The organism is Pseudomonas sp. G7(2022) (assembly GCF_052660475.1).
In genome coordinates this window covers 3,644,050-3,661,639 of record NZ_CP109659.1, presented here as the reverse complement: position 1 = coordinate 3,661,639, position 17,590 = coordinate 3,644,050, and the positions used below count along the sequence as shown (strand labels likewise).

At 61.5% G+C, this 17,590-nt stretch carries 19 protein-coding genes and 1 pseudogene; 7 read left to right on the top strand and 13 right to left on the bottom strand.

Annotated elements, in window-relative coordinates; all coding sequences use genetic code 11:
* Positions 1–14 precede the first annotated feature (14 nt).
* Together NE357_RS16455 and NE357_RS16450 are read right to left on the bottom strand one after the other, a co-directional pair.
* Positions 15–2,147, bottom strand: coding sequence for a TonB-dependent receptor (locus NE357_RS16455; RefSeq protein ID WP_169430757.1), 2,133 nt, complete (start codon positions 2,145–2,147; stop codon positions 15–17).
* A gap of 94 nt (positions 2,148–2,241) precedes the next feature.
* Positions 2,242–2,628: a DUF2946 domain-containing protein gene (locus NE357_RS16450; protein WP_169430756.1), complete on the bottom strand. Its 387-nt coding sequence runs from the start codon at positions 2,626–2,628 to the stop codon at positions 2,242–2,244.
* Positions 2,629–2,722: 94 nt separating this feature from the next.
* On the opposite strand from NE357_RS16450, the gene NE357_RS16445 reads away from it, so the two are divergent.
* Positions 2,723–3,163 carry a DUF3995 domain-containing protein gene (locus NE357_RS16445; protein WP_007950535.1) on the top strand — a complete coding sequence of 147 codons (441 nt, stop codon included), beginning with the start codon at positions 2,723–2,725 and terminating at the stop codon, positions 3,161–3,163.
* Here NE357_RS16445 and NE357_RS16440 read toward each other — a convergent pair.
* The 7 genes from NE357_RS16440 to NE357_RS16410 form a co-directional block, all read right to left on the bottom strand.
* Positions 3,160–3,522 carry a Na+/H+ antiporter subunit G gene (locus NE357_RS16440; protein WP_169430755.1) on the bottom strand — a complete coding sequence of 121 codons (363 nt, stop codon included), beginning with the start codon at positions 3,520–3,522 and terminating at the stop codon, positions 3,160–3,162. The genes NE357_RS16445 and NE357_RS16440 overlap by 4 nt on opposite strands.
* The gene (locus tag NE357_RS16435; protein WP_003225959.1) at positions 3,519–3,797 is read right to left on the bottom strand and encodes a K+/H+ antiporter subunit F; all 279 of its coding nucleotides are present in this window, start codon (positions 3,795–3,797) and stop codon (positions 3,519–3,521) included. Before NE357_RS16435 ends, NE357_RS16440 begins: the two co-directional genes overlap by 4 nt.
* Positions 3,794–4,282, bottom strand: coding sequence for a Na+/H+ antiporter subunit E (locus NE357_RS16430; protein ID WP_169430754.1), 489 nt, complete (start codon positions 4,280–4,282; stop codon positions 3,794–3,796). Before NE357_RS16430 ends, NE357_RS16435 begins: the two co-directional genes overlap by 4 nt.
* Entirely contained in the window at positions 4,279–5,958 is a 1,680-nt protein-coding gene (locus NE357_RS16425; protein WP_169430753.1) for a monovalent cation/H+ antiporter subunit D, read from the bottom strand. Before NE357_RS16425 ends, NE357_RS16430 begins: the two co-directional genes overlap by 4 nt.
* The gene (locus tag NE357_RS16420) at positions 5,955–6,299 is read right to left on the bottom strand and encodes a Na+/H+ antiporter subunit C (RefSeq protein ID WP_003192163.1); all 345 of its coding nucleotides are present in this window, start codon (positions 6,297–6,299) and stop codon (positions 5,955–5,957) included. The genes NE357_RS16425 and NE357_RS16420 overlap by 4 nt, the downstream gene beginning before the upstream one ends.
* Positions 6,299–9,199, bottom strand: coding sequence for a monovalent cation/H+ antiporter subunit A (locus tag NE357_RS16415; RefSeq protein ID WP_169430752.1), 2,901 nt, complete (start codon positions 9,197–9,199; stop codon positions 6,299–6,301). Before NE357_RS16415 ends, NE357_RS16420 begins: the two co-directional genes overlap by 1 nt.
* A 106-nt stretch (positions 9,200–9,305) precedes the next feature.
* The gene (locus tag NE357_RS16410) at positions 9,306–10,244 is read right to left on the bottom strand and encodes a DMT family transporter (RefSeq protein WP_169430751.1); all 939 of its coding nucleotides are present in this window, start codon (positions 10,242–10,244) and stop codon (positions 9,306–9,308) included.
* A gap of 85 nt (positions 10,245–10,329) precedes the next feature.
* Here NE357_RS16410 and NE357_RS16405 point away from each other — a divergent pair, with 85 nt between their 5' ends.
* The 3 genes and pseudogenes from NE357_RS16405 to NE357_RS16395 all read left to right on the top strand — a co-directional run bounded on the left by NE357_RS16405 (position 10,330) and on the right by NE357_RS16395 (position 12,704).
* The gene (locus NE357_RS16405) at positions 10,330–10,893 is read left to right on the top strand and encodes a helix-turn-helix domain-containing protein (RefSeq protein ID WP_169430750.1); all 564 of its coding nucleotides are present in this window, start codon (positions 10,330–10,332) and stop codon (positions 10,891–10,893) included.
* 166 nt (positions 10,894–11,059) lie between these two features.
* Positions 11,060–11,226 (top strand): annotated as a pseudogene (locus tag NE357_RS16400) (5,10-methylene tetrahydromethanopterin reductase); the annotation flags it as partial.
* Positions 11,227–11,285: 59 nt separating this feature from the next.
* A complete protein-coding gene (locus NE357_RS16395; protein WP_169430749.1) occupies positions 11,286–12,704 on the top strand; it encodes an FAD/NAD(P)-binding protein in 1,419 nt (472 codons plus the stop codon).
* Here NE357_RS16395 and NE357_RS16390 read toward each other — a convergent pair.
* The 3 genes from NE357_RS16390 to ppnN all read right to left on the bottom strand — a co-directional run bounded on the left by NE357_RS16390 (position 12,698) and on the right by ppnN (position 15,285).
* Positions 12,698–12,907, bottom strand: coding sequence for a hypothetical protein (locus NE357_RS16390; protein ID WP_134826386.1), 210 nt, complete (start codon positions 12,905–12,907; stop codon positions 12,698–12,700). The genes NE357_RS16395 and NE357_RS16390 overlap by 7 nt on opposite strands.
* Positions 12,908–13,187: 280 nt before the next feature.
* The gene (locus NE357_RS16385) at positions 13,188–13,520 is read right to left on the bottom strand and encodes a hypothetical protein (protein WP_169430748.1); all 333 of its coding nucleotides are present in this window, start codon (positions 13,518–13,520) and stop codon (positions 13,188–13,190) included.
* Between the two features lie 391 nt (positions 13,521–13,911).
* Positions 13,912–15,285 carry a nucleotide 5'-monophosphate nucleosidase PpnN gene (gene ppnN / locus NE357_RS16380; protein WP_169430747.1) on the bottom strand — a complete coding sequence of 458 codons (1,374 nt, stop codon included), beginning with the start codon at positions 15,283–15,285 and terminating at the stop codon, positions 13,912–13,914.
* A 211-nt stretch (positions 15,286–15,496) separates the two neighbouring features.
* Here ppnN and NE357_RS16375 point away from each other — a divergent pair, with 211 nt between their 5' ends.
* Positions 15,497–16,018 carry a DUF3087 domain-containing protein gene (locus NE357_RS16375; protein WP_169430746.1) on the top strand — a complete coding sequence of 174 codons (522 nt, stop codon included), beginning with the start codon at positions 15,497–15,499 and terminating at the stop codon, positions 16,016–16,018.
* On the opposite strand, the gene NE357_RS16370 is transcribed toward NE357_RS16375, so the two are convergent.
* On the bottom strand, positions 16,015–16,401 hold the full coding sequence (locus tag NE357_RS16370) for a DUF2784 domain-containing protein (RefSeq protein WP_169430745.1): 387 nt from the start codon (positions 16,399–16,401) through the stop codon (positions 16,015–16,017). The genes NE357_RS16375 and NE357_RS16370 overlap by 4 nt on opposite strands.
* Before the next feature lie 154 nt (positions 16,402–16,555).
* Between NE357_RS16370 and NE357_RS16365 the strand changes: the two genes are divergently transcribed.
* Complete coding sequence (locus NE357_RS16365; RefSeq protein ID WP_169430744.1) at positions 16,556–17,254, top strand: AzlC family ABC transporter permease; 699 nt, start codon at positions 16,556–16,558, stop codon at positions 17,252–17,254.
* Positions 17,254–17,565 carry an AzlD domain-containing protein gene (locus tag NE357_RS16360; RefSeq protein ID WP_164872179.1) on the top strand — a complete coding sequence of 104 codons (312 nt, stop codon included), beginning with the start codon at positions 17,254–17,256 and terminating at the stop codon, positions 17,563–17,565. Before NE357_RS16365 ends, NE357_RS16360 begins: the two co-directional genes overlap by 1 nt.
* Positions 17,566–17,590 lie beyond the last annotated feature (25 nt).

Sequence of the window (17,590 nt, the reverse complement as noted above, 5' to 3'; positions counted from 1 at the left end):
CTCGCCCGACCCAATCAGAACCGGGTCTGTACGGCCAGTTCAAAGGTGCGTGGTGTGCCCAGGTAATACGCCGGCGACACATGGGCGAATTCGGCATACACCTCGTTCGTCAGGTTGCGCACCCGCCCCGTGACAGTGGTGTGTGCGTCGACCTTGTAGCTGAGGAAACTCCCGAACAACGTGTACGACGGCACGGTCATGGTATTGGCACTGTCCGCATACACCGACGCCACATACCGCGCATCGACCCCGCCTTGCCATTGTGGGGCGAAGTCATAGGTCAGCCACAGATTGCCGACCCGGTCCGGCACGTTGGTCGGTGTGTTGCCCTTGCGTGAAACCACCCCACCGGCGGCGTTCTTTTCGTTGAACTCATCGTACTCTGCATCGACCCAGGCGAAGTTGACCTCGGCCAGCAGCCTGTCGGTGATCCGCAGTGAGCTGGCAATCTCGATACCCTTGGACGTCTGTTGGCCAACAGGAATGCTGTTGGTCGGGTCCAGCGGATCTGTAACGGCAAAGTCCTTGCGCTCGATGGTGTAAGCCGCGACCGTCGCCGAGCCACGTCCGTTCAGGTAGTCGAACTTGCTGCCGATTTCCCATTGCTTGCCCGTTGAAACATCGAAGTCCTGAGTACCGTTGGGTTGTTCGGCGGCGGTGCTGTATTGCGCGTAGACATTGGCTGATGGCGTGAATTGGTAGGTCAGGCCGACACGCCCGGTGACCGGCTCCCAGCTGCGCTTGAGGTGGCGCGGGTTGCTCGCCGTCACCGTGCGATGGTTGGTCACGTCCAGATCGATGTCGTCATGGCGCAGGCCAGTGAGCAACGAAAGTTTGTCGGTCAATGCCAGGCGGTTTTCAGCGAACAACGCTTTGGTGGTGACCTCGTTGGTCTTGTCGCTGACAAAACCCGGATTCGTGCCCGGTATGTCGTAGAAGTGTCCCGGGCGATAGTTGTTCGGATCCACGGTGCTCGCGCCTTTGACGTTGAGTGGCGAGTTGGTGGTCTGGTTGACCTTGTACTCGAAACCGCCGGACCAGGTGGTGTCGAGGCCGAACAGGCTGTTGTCGTGGCGCAGTTCGAACTGGTTGCCGTTCTGCTCGCCCTGGTGTCGCACCTGATACGCAGTGGAGCGGTTCACTGCGCTGTTGTCGGCGTTGTATTGATAGGTTTCCAGGTTGCGGTAATCACGCTGGCTGTCGAGGTGATAGAGGGTGTTGCGCAGGGTGGTGCTGTCGTTGATCCGGTAGTCGATGATCGAGCGTACCCAGATTGTCCGTTGCTCGTAGCGGCCGTCTTCGACGTTGTAGTTGTTGAAGCGATTGTGCTTGTCGATCCTCAATTCGCCGCCCTTGGGGTTGAGCACCGGCGTGCCCCAGTACGGGCTGTCTTCGTGTTCGTCCTGATATTCCAGGGCCAGGGTGTGCGACAGGTTCGGCGTCAGATCGCTGAGCAGCGAGAACGCCACACTCCAGGCATCGCGTTCCTGGCGGTCGATGTAGCCGTTGCTGGTGTTGTGGCTGACGTCGAGGCGCGCGTAGTGCTGCACGTCGGCACCGGGTTCGGTCAGCGCGTGGTTGAGTCCGAACGCGGCTTCGGTGGTGTCGTAGGTACCGTAGCTGACCCGACCTTCGGCGGCCTGCTCGTCGCGCGTGGCCAGTTTGGTCACGTAGTTCAGCGAGCCGCCGACCGAGCCTGCACCATTGATCAGCGACGACGGGCCGCCGACCAGTTCCACCCGGTCATAAATCCACGAATCCACCGGCCGCGCCAGCCCGCCGGAGACGTTGACGCCGTTGAACATCTGGGTGATCTGGCTGCTGGTGAAACCGCGATAGGAGACGAACCCGCCAAACCCCGGCGGCGCACTGGCGTTCACCCCCGGCAAGGTGTTGGCCGCGTCCTGAAAGTTTTGCGAACCGTGACGTTCGATGTCATTGCGGTTGGCGATGGCCACTGAGGCCGGAGTGTCACGCACGCTGAGGCCGAGGCGCGAGGCCATGCCGCTGGACTGGTCGAGGCTCAGGCCCGGTTCGGCGCCGGACTCGCCATCAATGGTGATCGGCGCCAGATCCACGGTGGATTGCGCCCAGACGTTGACGGACAGGCAGCCGCACAGGCTCGCCAGCAAGGTAAGTTGTTTCATCGTTTGAATCCTGAATGCTTGTTCTCGGAGTCAGCGCACAGGCGAACGCCGCGCGTTGGCGCAGTGGGCTGACAAATCAAAAAGGCAAAGACACTCAGGCGAGCGGTGGGGCGCGGGGGTTGGCCGAAGGCCAGATAAAGCGGGCAGGGAGGTTGATGCTGACGATGACCGGCAGCGGCGGGCTGTGTTGTTCCGGCAGGATCGCCAGCGTCAGGCTGGAGTTGAACGCCGGGCCCATGCCGCCGGTGGAGCACAGCGGACAGCCAAAGGCCTTGGCCAGGGTCGGCAGTTTTTCTTCGGCGGGATTTGAGGCCAGCGGCGCCTGGGTGCTCGGGTCGACGGCGCAGAACTGGCCACCGATTCCGTTGAGCTGCATCCCGACCATTTGTCCGTGACCGATGCTGCAGGCGAACACGTTGAACAGGACGCAGCAATAGAGCATCCAGGCCAGCATTGAGCGATCGGTACGGGTGAATTTCATGGGGCGGCACTTTACCGCACCGCCGATCGGTCGTGCACATGGAAAAATGCCGACTAGGATGTTTTGTTCAAATCCCTTTAAAGGATTCTCGACCATGACCTTTGTGTTGGCTCAATGGCTGGTGACGATATTTGCGGTGATCAGCCTTATGCATGTGTATTGGGCGATGGGTGGGCAGTGGGCGGCCGTGGCGGTGGTGCCACAGGTTCCGGTGGATAACGGCGGACTGACGCTCAGGCCGGCTTTCAAGCCTTCAGGCTGGATCACGCTGGTGGTGGCGGCAGCCCTGCTACTGATTGCCGCATTGGTGTGCATGCGGGTGGGATGGTGGCTGCCCGCCGTGCATCACTGGGCGCTGCAATGGGTGATCAGCGCGATTGCGCTGCTGATGTTTGCGCGGGCGATTGGCGATTCGGAGCTGGTGGGTTTTTTCAAGGAAGTGAAGGGGTCGCGGTTTGCCCGGCTCGACACTTGGGTTTACTCGCCGCTGTGTCTGATATTGGGAGCCGGGCTGTTGGCTGTCGCCTGGATCTAGCTGCCGGTTTCAGTACGCCGGCTGCTGACCTCGGCCGGCACATCATCCCCGGCCATGCGCTTGCGGAACAACGCCGCTCGCGCCAATAGCAAGGTGGTCACCGGCACGGTGATCGACAGAAGAATCGGGATCAGCCACGCGTGCAGCACCGGCCCGGACTTGAGCGCGGAAAAGCAGATGATCGATGCCAGCGCCACGCACCACGCGCCGAGGGTCGAGGCCAGCGCCGGAGGGTGCATGCGCTGGAAGTAGTCCTTCATCCGTAACAGGCCGGTCGCGCCGATCAGGGCAAACACACCACCGAGCACCAGCAGGATCGCCACCGGGATTTCCACCCACAGAGACAATTCAGCGTTCATTCGATCACCTCGCCACGCAGCAGGAATTTGGCCAGGGCAAACGAGCCGACGAATCCGAACAGCGCGATCAGCAGCGCCGCCTCGAAATAGGTGTCGCTGGAGTAGCGAATCCCCAGAGTCAGCATCATCAGCATGGCGACGATGTACAGGTAGTCCAGTGCGAGTACCCGATCCTGTGCCGATGGCCCTTTGAACAGGCGAATCAGCGTGAGCACCATCGCCAGGGAAAACAGGAACAGCGTCAGCAGAATCGCGTTCGACAGCAGCGGGCTCATTCGAAAATCTCCATCAACGGCTGCTCGTAAGTGACCTTGAAGTGCTGGATGAATTGCGCTTCGTCATCCAGGTCCCAGACGTGCAGCAACAGAATGCTGCGATCCAGCGCCAGTTCCGACCATACCGTGCCGGGCACGACCGTGCAGATCATCGACAACGCCGCCAGGCCATGGGCATCGCGCAGGTCCAGCGGCACCTTGATAAAGCGCGAGCGGGGCGGACGGCGACCGGCGTTGAGGACGCCCCACGCCACTTGAAGGTTGGAGACGATCACGTCACGCCCGACCAGCAGAAACAATCGCAGGATGGTGCCCGGGCGGCGGATATGGATCTGTTGCGGGCGCAGCTTGCGCATCATCAGCGGGGCACAGAAACCGAGTACGGCACCCAGCAGCAGGTTGCCCGGGCTGGCCGACAGGTTCAGCACCAGCCACAGCAACCACAGCGCGAGCGACAGCCACGGAGCAGGAAACAGACGCTTCATGGTTGCACCTCCAGCAGCGCAGCCTTGGCTTCCGGGCTCGGCACGGCGCGGGTGCCGAGCACCGCCATCACATATTGCTGCGGATTGTTCAGGGCATCTGCGGCGGCCTGGGTGTAGCGCAGCAGCGGCTCGGCCTTGAAAGTCAGGGCGATGCTCAGGCCCAGCAGCAGGAAAATCGGCACGCATTCGAGTTTGCGCAGCACCGGCGACGGGCGCTCTTCCGGTGACCAGAAACGCTGGATGCCCAGGCGCGAGAAGGCCATCAGCGAACCGAGACCGGTGAGGATCAGCAGAGCCAGCAAACCCCAGGCGGCCATCGAGATCGGTTCGTCGGAACCCAGACCCAACGGATTGAGCAGGGCGCCGATCAGGCTCAATTTGCCGATGAACCCTGATAGCGGCGGCATGCCGATAATCAGCAGCGCACAGGCGATGAAGCTCAGGCCCAGGAAGGCCATGGTCCACGGAATCACCTGGCCGACCACGGCTTTCTGGTCATCATCCAGGTTGATGCCTTTGACTGGCCGCTGCCATTCTTGCGGACGCGGCAGCAGTTCGTTCTCGTCTTCCAGCGGTACTTCGATGGCGGTGCGCGAACGTTCGATCAGTTCCGCCAGCAGGAAGAGTGCGCTCAGGGCCAGGGTCGAGCTGACCAGATAGAACAGCGCCGCGCCGATCAGGTTCGGCTGGGCGAAACCTGCGGCCGACAGCAGAATCCCCGCCGACACCAGAATGCTCAGGCTGGCCATGCGCTCCAGGCGTTGTGCGGCGATGATCGCCACGCCGGCGCAGAGCATGGTCGCCATGCCGCCGTAGATCAGCCAGTCGCCGCCAAAGTAGGCCGAGGCGCCTGCCTGCCCGGAGAACAGCAGCGTCCACAGGCGCAGCAGGGTGTAGACGCCGACCTTGGTCATGATCGCGAACATCGCCGCTACCGGTGCGCTGGCCGAGGAATAGGCCGGCACGAGCCAGAAGTTCAGTGGCCACATTCCGGCCTTGGCCAGGAACGCTACTGCCAGAATGGCCGCGCCAGCATGCAGCAAGCCACGGTCGGCTTCCGGTACCAGCGGAATCTTCATGGCCAGGTCAGCCATGTTCAACGTGCCGGTGACACCATAGATCAGTGCTGCGCCAATCAGGAACAGCGACGAGGCCAGCAGGTTGATCGAAATGTAATGCAGCCCCGACGACACCCGCGCCCGTCCCGAGCCATGAAGCAGCAAGCCATAGGACGCGGCGAGCAGCACTTCGAAGAACACGAACAGGTTGAACAGGTCCGCTGTCAGGAACGCGCCGTACAGGCCCATCAACTGAATCTGGAACAGCGCGTGAAAGCTCGAACCTGCGCCGTCCCAGCGGGCCATGGCGAACAGCAAAGCGCTGACACCGATGATGCCGGTCAGCACCAGCATCAGCGCCGACAGCCGATCGACTACCAGCACGATGCCGAACGGCACCTGCCAGTTGCCCGGCAGGTACACGCCGATGGAACCGGGCACGCCGGTGGTCTGGGTCCATTGCAGCAACATCACCGAGATGCCCAGGCCAAGCAGGCTGGAGAACAGGTTGATTTTCGCCTTCAGCGGACGGTGCTTTTCACCGAGCATCAGCATGATGGCAGCCGTCAGCAGCGGCAGCAGAATCGGTGCGGCGATCAGGTGTGTCATCGCCGTCATTCCTTGGGCTCCCTTCCGTCAACGTGGTCGGTACCGGTCAGGCCCCGCGACGCGAGCAGCACCACCAGAAACAGCGCGGTCATGGCGAAGCTGATGACGATGGCCGTCAGTACCAGTGCCTGGGGCAGCGGATCGGTGTAATTGAGTAGGTCCTGCGGTACGCCGTCCTTGATGATCGGTTCTTTGCCGATGAACAGGCTGCCCATGCTGAAGATGAACAGATTGACGCCGTAGGACAGCAGGCACAGGCCCATGACCACCTGGAACGTCCGCGGACGCAGGATCAGCCAGACGCCGGAGGCAGCGAGCACTCCGATGGCGATTGCGATGACTTCTTCCATCAGACGGCTCCTTTGATGGCAGCGGTTTTGTGGCCCCTGACTGACTGGTGGGCGAGGGCAGTGAGGATCAACAGCGTCGAACCGACCACCACTGCATACACGCCGATGTCGAAGAACAATGCGCTGGCGACATGGATGTCACCCAGCACCGGCAGACTGAAGTGCCAGGTATGCGTGGTGAGAAACGGATAACCCGCCAGCATCGCGCCGAGTCCGGTGACCGTGGCGAACAGCAGTCCGGTGCCCATCCAGCGCAGCGGCCGCAGACTCATTTGAGCCTCGACCCATTGGGTGCCGGCGACCATGTATTGCAGGATGAACGCCACCGACATCACCAGACCGGCAACGAAACCGCCCCCCGGCTGGTTGTGTCCACGCATGAACAGATAGAAAGACACCACCAGCGCAATCGGCAGCAGCAGGCGCACCAGCACCGCCGGCACCATCATGAACCCGAGCGCGGTGTCGCTGGCCGAACGCGGGTTGACCAGATCGGTGACCACGTCCGGTGCCAGCAGGCGTTGCTGGGCGGGCAGTTGCAGGCTCTCTTTCGGTGGGCGGAAGCGGCGCAGCAGGGCGAATACAGTCAGCGCCACGGCCACCAGCACGGTGATTTCACCGAGGGTGTCGAAACCGCGGAAATCCACCAGCATCACGTTGACTACGTTGCTGCCGCCGCCTTCAGGCAAGGCACGGCTCAGGTAGAACGAGGAAATGTCGTTCGGAGTCTGCCGGGTCAGCATCGCGTAGGACAGCAAAGCCATACCCCCACCGACGGCGATCGACAGCAGCAAGTCGCGCAGGCGCCGGACCCGGGCCTTGCGCAGGCTGCTCGGCAACGGCGAAACCTCTTCGATCCGCCGTGGCAGCCAGCGCAGACCGAGCAGGATCAGCACCGTGGTGACCACTTCGACTACCAATTGCGTCAGGGCCAGATCCGGTGCCGAGAACCAGACAAAGGTCACGCAAGTCATCAGACCGCAGACGCTGACCATGGTCAGGGCGGCGAGACGGTGATACTTGGCCTGCCACGCGGCGCCGAGGGCGCAGGCGATTGCCAGCAGCCACAGGGTCACGAACACGATGGAACCGGGGATTTTCGGCCGGTCGCCCCAGCTCAGGCTGCTGTGCAGCATCGGGATCAGCCCGGCGAGCACCGCCGCCAATACCATCAGGAACAACTGGGTTTGCAGGCGTTTGGTGCCGATTCGCCGCTCCAGGCGTCGAGCCAGGCGCATCATCGCCACCAGACTGCGTTCGAACATTCGCTTGCCGTTGAGGCGACCCGCCAGCGGCGGATACTTGAAGCGGCCGCGCTTGAGCTGGTTGCGTAGCAGCAGATACAGCACGATGCCGCCGGACATGGCGATCAGGCTCATGATCATTGGTGCATTGAGGCCGTGCCAGATCGCCAGGCTGTATTCCGGGAGCACGCCGCCGACTACCGGCAGTGCAGCGGCAGCCAGCAACGGGCCGACTATCTGGGCCGGGAAGATCCCTACCAGCAGACAGGTGAACACCAGCAGTTCCACCGGAGCACGCATCCAGCGCGGGGGTTCGTGCGGGGTGTGGGGGAGATCGGTGGCGGTGGTGCCGAAGAACACGTCGACGGTAAAGCGCAGCGAGTAGGCCACGCTGAACGTACCGGCGATGGTCGCCACGATTGGCAAGGTCGCTTCAACCCAAGCGGTGGCATTGATGAACACGGTTTCGGCGAAGAACATTTCTTTCGACAGGAAGCCGTTGAGCAGCGGCACGCCGGCCATGGACGCGCTGGCCACCATCGCCAGGGTGGCGGTGAACGGAATCAGTTTGAACAGACCGTTGAGCTTGCGGATGTCGCGAGTGCCGCTTTCGTGGTCGATGATCCCGGCGGCCATGAACAGCGAGGCCTTGAAAGTCGCGTGGTTGAGAATGTGGAACACCGCCGCGACGGCGGCCAGTGGACTGTTCAAACCCAGCAGCAGCGTGATCAGGCCGAGGTGGCTGATGGTCGAGTAGGCCAGCAGTCCCTTGAGGTCGTTCTGGAACATCGCGCAATACGCGCCAAGCAACAGCGTGGCGGCGCCGGCGCCACTGACGATGTAGAACCATTCTTCGCTGCCGGACAGCGACGGCCACAGGCGGGCCAACAGGAACACCCCGGCCTTGACCATGGTCGCCGAGTGCAGATAGGCCGAAACCGGTGTGGGCGCCGCCATTGCGTGGGGCAGCCAGAAGTGGAAGGGGAACTGGGCGCTTTTGCTGAGGGCGCCGATGAGGATGAGGGGAAGCAGGATAGGGTAGAGGGCATGTGCGCGAATCAGATCGCCGGCGGCCAGGACCTTGTCGAGGTCATAGCTGCCGACCACATGGCCGAGGATCATGACCCCCGCCAGCAGACACAATCCCCCGGCACCGGTAACCATCAACGCCATGTAGGCGCCGCGGCGCGCGTCGTGGCGGTGGTGCCAGTAGCCGATCAACAGGAATGAGAAAAGGCTGGTCAGCTCCCAGAAGAACACGATCTGGATCAGGTTGCCGGAGATCACCAGCCCGAGCATGGCGCCCATGAACGCCAGAAAGAACGCAAAGAAACGCGGCACCGGATCGTCCGGCGACATGTAATAACGGGCATATAAGGAAACGAGGGTGCCGATGCCCAGTACCAGCATCGAGAACAGCCAGGCGAAGCCGTCCATGCGCAGGACGAAGTTCAGGCCCAGGCTGGGCAGCCACGTGAATTCTTCGCGGATCACGCCGCCGTGGGCGATCTGCGGGTACAGCATCGCGACCGAGACAGTGCCGATCAGTGCGACCAGACCTGCGAGCAGGGATTCGGCGTTACGTGCGTTGTGCGGCAGCACGGCTGCCAGACAGCTGCCCAGAAAAGGCAGAAGCAGTAGAACTATCAGGGACATAGGCTTCTAATCTGCGGAAGTTTGTGAAGCATCATACGTGCCAGCTCCCGGATCGCCAAACGCGAGGATGTCTCTGAATCCTACAAAGTAGCCGTAAAACCCCCGTTCAGCCTTCGGTCTCGTGCTCCAATTCTTCCGTGACCGTTTGTGTCTCTTTACCTTTGGTCTTCAGTTCACTGACGATCACTGCCGCCACGATCAGTCCCGCACCCACCAATGCAATCGCTGGCAGACGCTCTCCGGCGATGCGTCCGACGATCCCCGCCCACACGGGCTCACCAGCGTAGATCAGGGTCGCGCGGGTTGGCGAAACACTTTTTTGTGCCCAGTTCATCGCCACCTGAATTGCCGCACTCATCGCGCCCAGGCCCAGGGCGGTGCTCAGCAACAACCACGAGAAGTCCGGAATCGTCTCTCCGGTCGGTACCACCATCAAAAACGACAGCACCGAAGTCGTCGCCAGCTGCACCACGGTTACGCGGCGCACATCGACCTGACCCGCATAGGTGCTGATCAGAATGATCTCGGCCGCTATGGCAATGGCGCTGATCAGCGTGGCGATTTCACCTGGGCTGAAATTCAACGAAGCGCCGGACGGCCCCGACAGCAGCATCAACCCGGTAAACGCCAGCATGATGCCGATGCTCGGCATCAAACCCGGGCGCCGGCCCAGCACCAGCCATTGCAACAGCGGCACGAACGGCACGTAAAGCGCGGTGATGAACGCCGACTGACTGCTGGGAATGCTCTGCAAACCGACGGTCTGCAAGCCATAACCGAGCATGATCGCCACCCCGATAAAAGCGCCGGCCTTTAGTTCGAACAGGGTCAGTTCGCGCAAGTGTTTCCACGAGAACAACGCAACGATGCTCGCGGCGGCGGCAAAGCGCAGACCGACGAAAAACATCGGGCCACTGACGGTCATCGCGTGCTGCACCAGCAGAAAGGTGCCGCCCCAGAGCATGGTGATCAGCACCAGCACGCACTCGGCTTTGCTGAACCGGGAAAATCGCAGGGGAGTTTGAGTGGAGTTAGCTGACGTCATGACCTTGCGTACTTTTAAGGAGGGGACGCACAATGCGCCAAATGTTGCGCAGTATACTGCCCAACCCCAGCCAGTGAGCAATATAGTGCACAGAGATTCCGTTCAGCGGGCTTCGGTCCTGCAACACGTCAGCCAGAACGTCCGACGCCTGCGCCACGCCGCCGACATGAGTCAGACGGCCCTGGCGGAAAAGTCCGGGGTCAGCCGGCGGATGCTGGTGGCCATCGAGGCCGGCGAGAAGAATGTCAGCCTGACCACCCTCGACCGCGTCGCCGAAGCCCTCGAAGTGGCCTTCAGCGATCTGATCCAGGCCCCGGACAATCGCGATCCGGGTCGTATCAACGAACTCGCCTGGGCCGGCAGCATCCCCGGCAGCAAAGCCGTTTTGCTGTCCAAGGCCAACGCCACTCGCGCGGTGGAACAGTGGGAATGGTGCCTGCAACCGGGCGAGGTCTATCCCTCGCAACCGGACGCCGACGGCTGGAGCGAGCAGATTTTTGTGTTCGAAGGCTGCCTGACGCTGATGCTCGGCGATCAACCCCAACAGATCGCGGCCGGGGAGTTTTTCATGTTCGCCAGTAACCAGCCGCACACCTATCGCAACGATGGGGACGTGGCCGCGCGGTTCGTGCGCAATGTGGTGATCTGACTGTTGCAGGGCCGACAGCGGATAAACAGTTTGCTTCACCCTGCGTGCAGACTGCTTTAAGTTGTTATCTCAATCTATTGATAAATAAAGAATATATATTCAGGCATGACTCCTGCTAAGGGTTCTGGATCCTCATCCGGAAACCACGGAGTCGCCTCATATGCGGGTGCCGGAGTTGCAGAGGCGCGGTGTCTACAAGACCGAGTACGCGCCGGGGACCTTGCGCGAGAAACTGTTTGGCGAGGGGCCAGGTTGCCGGAGATCCCTCCGGGCAGCGGGTATCGAAACCTGGGCGAGCTGCATCGGCAGGAGAAAAAAGTCGCGTCCGTCTAGACGCCTTCGCGGCGTCTGCACGACACTGACTTGAGCAAACCCTCAGCAGCGAGAACGGCATGACTCAAACCGATACGACCGCACTGCGTCACGCTGACATCCTGATTGTCGGCGGCGGCCTCAGCGGCACGATGCTGGCGGTGCAATTGCTGCGTTTGCCGGGGCGCAGAAAGATTCTGGTGATCGAGCCCCGGGCCGAACTGGGCCGGGGCGAAGCGTACAGCGCGGTGGAACTGGGCCATACGCTCAACGGCAACGCGGCCCGGATGAGCGTTGATCCGGACAATGCCGATGATTTGACCCAATGGCTGACCGCTCACATTGCCGCTGGCGGTTGGCCGGAGTCGGATCAGCAGCATGTGCCGGTCAGCGAACTGTTTCCGCCACGGGGGCTGTTCGGTGTGTACGTGCAGCAGCGTCTGGCCGAAGCGCAGCAGGTGGGCGCGCAACACGGGTCGACGGTCGAGCATGTGCGCGCCGAAGTGGTCGATGTTCAGGCTGCCAGCGATTCCGTGCAGCTCACCTTGAATGACGGTCAGCAACTGCACGGCGCTTTTGCAGTGTTGGCGACCGGGATGTTCCCGGCTGCCCGCACCCCTCAAAAAGAATCCAGCGGCCTCAATGCAGCGGCGCTCGATCCGTGGGATGTCGCGGCCATGCGTCAACTCGATCCGCAATCCACGGTGCTGATCATCGGCTCCGGCCTGACCATGGTTGATGCCGTGGTCTCGCTGGAACAGGCCGGGCATCGCGGGCCGATCGAGGTGTTTTCCCGGCACGGGCTGCTGCCCCATGTGCGTCGACAACCACCGGCCTGGGCGGATTTCCTTGCCGAGGACCACGGTATTCGCTCACCACGTCAGCTATTGCGCGAGTTGCGCCGGCATTGCAAAGACGCAATCGCTCAGGGTATCGACTGGCAGGCGCCGCTGGACACGGTGCGCGCTCATATCGGCCGGCTGTGGAGCCAGGCCACTGATGTGCAACGCCGGCAATTCGTGCGGCATGTGCGGCCGTGGTGGGAGAGCCATCACCATCGCTCACCGCCGCTGAGTGCGGAACTGGTCGAGCGTCTGCACCGCGAAGGGCGCCTGCAGATTCATGCCGCTTCTTATAAAGGACTTGAACAGGTGTCGGGTGCAGGCGTCGGTATCCGCATCCGTCGTCGGGGCGAAAATGCAACTTGCGTGGTGCAAGGCGCGGCGCTGATCAATTCCAGTGGTATCGAATACGATTGGCGCCGGGTCGATCGGCCTTTGCCGCAGCAGTTGCTGGCCCGTGGGCTGGTGCAACCGGGGCCGTTGGCGCTGGGGATCGCGGCGGCAGAGGATGGTGCGGTGCAGGATGCGCAGGGGAAAGCGTCACAAAGACTGTTCGCGATGGGCCCGCCACTGAGAGGGATGTGGTGGGAAAGTACGGCGGTGACCGATGTTGCGTCGCAGGCCAAGGCGTTGGCCACGCGGCTGGTGGCTCAATAGTCGTAGGCGAATCCGGAATCGTTTTGCGCGACGTAAAGATTCTGCTCCACACTGCCACGGGCCTCACGGTCAATGCCAACGGTGTCGACATTCACGGTACCGGTCATGGCGACAGCCGGCCCGTGGCCATGTGCGCTGGCGATTGCGGCGGAAGTGGCACCGATCAGGGCGACGATAAACCCAAGGGCAATGAAGTCTTTCATGGGTCTGTACCAGAAAGTGGGAGGAAGGTGACTGCCACTTTAGGGCGACCGGCGCCAGAAGAAAAAACACCTTTTCAGATAGTTGTTATCAAAGACGTTGATGCGTGATCAGCGCGGCACGGTGATCCGGCCCAGGTGATCGGCCTCGCGCAGGCTGCGTACCGGTGGCTGTCTTGGGGAAACAGCGGGGCTTTTGTGTCAGAGAACAAGGCTTATCGTTAGTGATCGCTGCGGGGGCAGAGCGCCCCCGGCAGGAATCGACAACAGCCGGTACAAATGATCAGTAGCGCTGGTACTTGGAACCGAACTCGGGACGGTTCTCGGCGACCAGCACGCTGCGGGCGGAACGTTCGCGCAGTTCCTGCAAGCGGTCGGCACCAACCTCGGCGACGCGCTCATGCAACTCCTGCAAGCGGTCGGCGTCACCTTCAGCCACCCGCTCACGCAGTTCCTGCAAGCGATCCGCGCCACCTTCGGCAACGCGATCCTTCTGCAGGTTTTCCGAACCGTATTCGGCGATCAGCGGCTGGGAGCTGGCGGATGCCAGGTCGGCCAAAGCCAGGCCGCCGAGCAGGCTGAGTGCGAGTACCAGGGATTTAGTGGACTTGAACATGGTGCTTCTCCTTGCGTTTGAGATGAGTGAGCCAGTGCTTTCTGGTGGGTTCATTCAATCGCGAGGGTGTATCGCTGATATGTGGTGATGGGGCCCGAAAACACGGGTTACGTATCTGCGCGGCGAATTTATACAGAGCGATACAAATCCATCAGGATTCGGCGCCCGTTTCCAGGCCGAGGACGCGGTCGGTCTGGTCGTCGCGGGCGGTGAGCATCAGGATCGGGATGTGGTGGGTTCACACTCTTTTTGTGGAAGCGAGCTTGCTCGCGAAAGCGGTCTGTCAGTCAACAATGATGCTGAATTCGATGGCGCCTTCGCGGGCAAGCCCGCTTCCACAATGTTGTGGGGTGCCCTGAAGAACGGGTCTTCAGGGCTTGTACATTGATGGTCAGGACACCACGCGGTAGCACGGCACATACGCCGCGCCGCCCGGCAGTTTCATCCGGTGCTGGGCGACGAAGGCTTTGAGCAGCAGATCGAGGGGCTGCATGATCGCGGCGTCACCACGGATCTGGTACGGCCCGTGTTCCTCGATCAGGCGGATGCCCTTGTCCTTGACGTTGCCGGCGACGATCCCGGAAAACGCGCGGCGCAGGTTGGCCGCCAGTTCATGGGGTGGCTGGTCGCGGTGCAGCTTGAGGTTAGCCATGTTTTCGTGGGTCGGATCGAACGGGCGCTGGAAGCCTTCGTCGATCTTCAGCAGCCAGTTGAAGTGGAACGCGTCGGCGCGCTCGCGGCGGAACTGCTTCACGGCTTTGAGGCCCGCGGTCATCTGCCGAGCCACTTCGACCGGGTCGTCAATGATGATTTCGTAGTGCTGCTTCGCTGCCTCGCCGAGGGTGGCGGTGACGAAGGCGTCCAGTTGTTCCAGGTACGGCGCGGCGTGTTTCGGCCCGGTCAGGATCACCGGAAACGGCAGGCCGGCGTTGTCTGGGTGCATCAGGATGCCCAGCAGGTACAGGAATTCTTCGGCAGTGCCGGCGCCGCCCGGGAAGATGATGATGCCGTGGCCAACGCGGACGAAGGCTTCCAGGCGTTTTTCGATGTCTGGCAGGATCACCAGCTCATTGACGATCGGGTTCGGCGCTTCGGCGGCGATGATGCCTGGCTCGGTCAGGCCCAGATAGCGACCGCCATGAATCCGCTGCTTGGCGTGGGCGATGGTCGCACCTTTCATCGGGCCTTTCATCACGCCGGGGCCGCAGCCGGTGCAGATGTCGAGGCTGCGCAGGCCCAGTTCGTGGCCGACTTTCTTGGTGTATTTGTATTCTTCGGTGTTGATCGAGTGACCGCCCCAGCACACGACGATCTTCGGCTCGACGCCCGGGCGCAGGGTGCGCGCGTTGCGCAGCAGGTGGAAGACGTAGTCGCTGATGCCCTGGGAAGTGCTGAGGTCGATGCTCAGGGCATCGAGTTCGTTTTCGGTGTAGACGATGTCGCGCAGGGCGCTGAACAGCATTTCCCGGGTGCTGGCGATCATTTCGCCGTCGACGAAGGCGTCGGCCGGGGCGTTCAGCAGTTCCAGGCGCACACCGCGATCCTGTTGGTGGATGCGGATTTCGAAGTCCTTGTAGGCTTCCAGAATGGTTTTTGCGTTGTCGACATGGGCGCCGGTGTTGAGGATGGCCAGGGCGCACTGGCGGAAGAGGGTGTAGGTGCTGCCGGTTCCGGCCTGGCTCAGTTGCTGAACTTCACGTTGGGAAAGGGTTTCCAGGCTGCCTTTTGGGCTGACCGAGGCGTTGATTACGTGTCGTTGGGTCATGCAGTGATCCTTAAAACGATGTCATTGCCGGCTGGCCAATGGCATCCGAATAGAGTGTATCCATGAATGAAGATGGCACGATCTGCGTGGTATCGCCATGTCCCCCGCTGGACGATGAAAAGATGAAAAGGAGCTCCAGCATAGCTAAATCCGCCTCAGAGGCGATAATGCGCCAGCCTCTTTTTATTTCAAGCCATGGAAGCCTGTCGCGATGTTCGAGATTCAACCGATCGATGCCATTACTTATCGCCAGCAGACCCGGCGCAGCACGCTGATCATCGCGGTGTTGTTCCTGGTGTTGGCGATGGCATTCTCGACCGTGGCGGTGGCGCTGTTCGGCGAGCCGGGCGGGGATAATCTGCGGTTCAATGTTGGCGGGGTATTCGGCGCATTCCTGCTGACGGCGGCGTTGCTGCGCGGGCGTTTCTGGAACCAGACCTGGATGGCCCCGGCGGTATACGGCTGGCGGCTCAAGCGCAGCCTGATGAGCGTCACCAATGTCATGCATCAGGTGACGGCGGCGGTTGAGGCGGGCGATCCGACTGCGATGAAGGTGCTGCGTTTCTATCACCTCGGCCTGACGCAAATGCATGAACTGGACGGCAACTCCAGCGATCACGCGCAATTGAATCGGGAAGTCGAAGCGCACAAGACACGGATGCAGGCGCTCGGTCTGGACACCGATCAGACGCGCCTCGATCCGGCCTGGCTGGACGCTTTGAAAGCGCGCTAAAACGGAATGCGTGCGGCGCGACGCAGTTGCCACTGGCGGATCAGGCGCCCGTAGACGAGCAGGTTGATTGCGAGTACCACGCTGCCCAGCGCGAGTTGAATCTGCGGGGTAAGTCCCGCCGGGTAGATGATCGGCCAGACGTAATGCTCGATGAAACCGCCGGCATATTCGGTTTGCCCGGCGGCGTGGCGCATCAGGTTTTCCCAATAGGTCAACGGGCAGGTCAGGTGCAGTACCTCGACCATCACGCCCCAGGTGGCGGCCGGCAGATGTAGCCATGCCACTCGATGCCACTTGAGCACCAGCAGCCCGCCGAACAGCACGAACAGAATGAACGAAAGGTGAAACAGCACCAGCCCGTCGGCGGCAATTCGATACAGCATGTCGTCTCCCTGACGCAGATGTGAATGGCTGCAATGGTACGCCGGTCGGCGGCTCATGGCAGGGCGAATTCTCGCAACTGAGCAAGATTGTTCAAGCCAGCCGATGGCGTTTGCGGGCAGAGTCCGGGGTCTTGTCTCACGGTTGAAGAGTGTTATGTCTGACTCATTAATGCCGCGCAGTGCCTTTCTTCGCGGAGCCGCGGCGATCATGCCGCTATCCCTGGCAACTGCGCCGTGGGGGCTGTTGGCCGGCTCCATGGCGATCGAAGCCAACCTCACGCCGCTGCAAGGGCAGGGCTTGTCCACCATCGTGTTTGCCGGTGCCGCGCAACTGGTGGCGATCGGCATGCTCAAGGGCGGCGCGGGGATTTTCTCGATTCTGCTGACCACCTTGCTGTTGACGTCGCAGCATTTGCTTTATGGCATGAGCATGCGCCACGTGATCTCACCGTTGCCGGGGCGCTGGCGTGTCGGCCTTGGTTTTTTGCTCACTGACGAACTGTTCGCCCTGACCAGTCAGCACGACCGTCAGCAGTTCAACCGCTGGTACGCCCTCGGCGTCGGCCTGACGTTCTACATCGCGTGGAACCTCTTCACCCTGGCTGGCATCGTTCTGGGCAGCAGTATTCCGGGGCTTGAGCACCTGGGTCTGGACTTCTCGATTGCCGCCACATTCATTGCACTGATCACACCCGTGGTGCGCAATGTGCCGACAGTGGTGTGTGTGGCGGTGTCGCTGTTCTGCTCGGTGTTGTTCAGTTACTGGCAGTGGGGTTCGGCGCTGGTGCTGTCGGGACTGGCGGGAATGATGGCGGGGTTTGTCTGCAACAAGCTGTATCGGGAGCGCACATGATGGTCTGGGCAGTGATTTTCGGCATGGGAATTCTGGTGTTCCTCAACCGCTACGTATTTCTCGAACCTCGATTGCCGGTGCGCTTGAGCAGCAACGCACGACAATTTCTGGGTTTCGCCGTACCGGGCATGTTGACCGCGATTTGTGGACCGATCGTGTTCATGCCGGACAAACAGCTGAATCTGCAGTGGGACAACCCTTATCTGCTGAGTTCGTTAGTGGCCATCGGACTGGTGATCTACACACGCAATACGTTGCTCAGCATGCTATTGAGCATGGCGTTCTTCTTCCTCTTGCGCTGGTGGCTATAAGTTGCGGGTGTTCTACGCTTGAAAG

Coding starts and splice junctions, on each gene's coding strand:
- NE357_RS16455 (WP_169430757.1), bottom strand. CDS start 2,147: ATGAAACAACTTACCTTGCTGGCGAGCCTGTGCGGCTGCCTGTCCGTC.
- NE357_RS16450 (WP_169430756.1), bottom strand. CDS start 2,628: ATGAAATTCACCCGTACCGATCGCTCAATGCTGGCCTGGATGCTCTAT.
- NE357_RS16445 (WP_007950535.1), top strand. CDS start 2,723: ATGACCTTTGTGTTGGCTCAATGGCTGGTGACGATATTTGCGGTGATC.
- NE357_RS16440 (WP_169430755.1), bottom strand. CDS start 3,522: ATGAACGCTGAATTGTCTCTGTGGGTGGAAATCCCGGTGGCGATCCTG.
- NE357_RS16435 (WP_003225959.1), bottom strand. CDS start 3,797: ATGAGCCCGCTGCTGTCGAACGCGATTCTGCTGACGCTGTTCCTGTTT.
- NE357_RS16430 (WP_169430754.1), bottom strand. CDS start 4,282: ATGAAGCGTCTGTTTCCTGCTCCGTGGCTGTCGCTCGCGCTGTGGTTG.
- NE357_RS16425 (WP_169430753.1), bottom strand. CDS start 5,958: ATGACGGCGATGACACACCTGATCGCCGCACCGATTCTGCTGCCGCTG.
- NE357_RS16420 (WP_003192163.1), bottom strand. CDS start 6,299: ATGGAAGAAGTCATCGCAATCGCCATCGGAGTGCTCGCTGCCTCCGGC.
- NE357_RS16415 (WP_169430752.1), bottom strand. CDS start 9,199: ATGTCCCTGATAGTTCTACTGCTTCTGCCTTTTCTGGGCAGCTGTCTG.
- NE357_RS16410 (WP_169430751.1), bottom strand. CDS start 10,244: ATGACGTCAGCTAACTCCACTCAAACTCCCCTGCGATTTTCCCGGTTC.
- NE357_RS16395 (WP_169430749.1), top strand. CDS start 11,286: ATGACTCAAACCGATACGACCGCACTGCGTCACGCTGACATCCTGATT.
- NE357_RS16390 (WP_134826386.1), bottom strand. CDS start 12,907: ATGAAAGACTTCATTGCCCTTGGGTTTATCGTCGCCCTGATCGGTGCC.
- NE357_RS16385 (WP_169430748.1), bottom strand. CDS start 13,520: ATGTTCAAGTCCACTAAATCCCTGGTACTCGCACTCAGCCTGCTCGGC.
- ppnN (WP_169430747.1), bottom strand. CDS start 15,285: ATGACCCAACGACACGTAATCAACGCCTCGGTCAGCCCAAAAGGCAGC.
- NE357_RS16375 (WP_169430746.1), top strand. CDS start 15,497: ATGTTCGAGATTCAACCGATCGATGCCATTACTTATCGCCAGCAGACC.
- NE357_RS16370 (WP_169430745.1), bottom strand. CDS start 16,401: ATGCTGTATCGAATTGCCGCCGACGGGCTGGTGCTGTTTCACCTTTCG.
- NE357_RS16365 (WP_169430744.1), top strand. CDS start 16,556: ATGTCTGACTCATTAATGCCGCGCAGTGCCTTTCTTCGCGGAGCCGCG.
- NE357_RS16360 (WP_164872179.1), top strand. CDS start 17,254: ATGGTCTGGGCAGTGATTTTCGGCATGGGAATTCTGGTGTTCCTCAAC.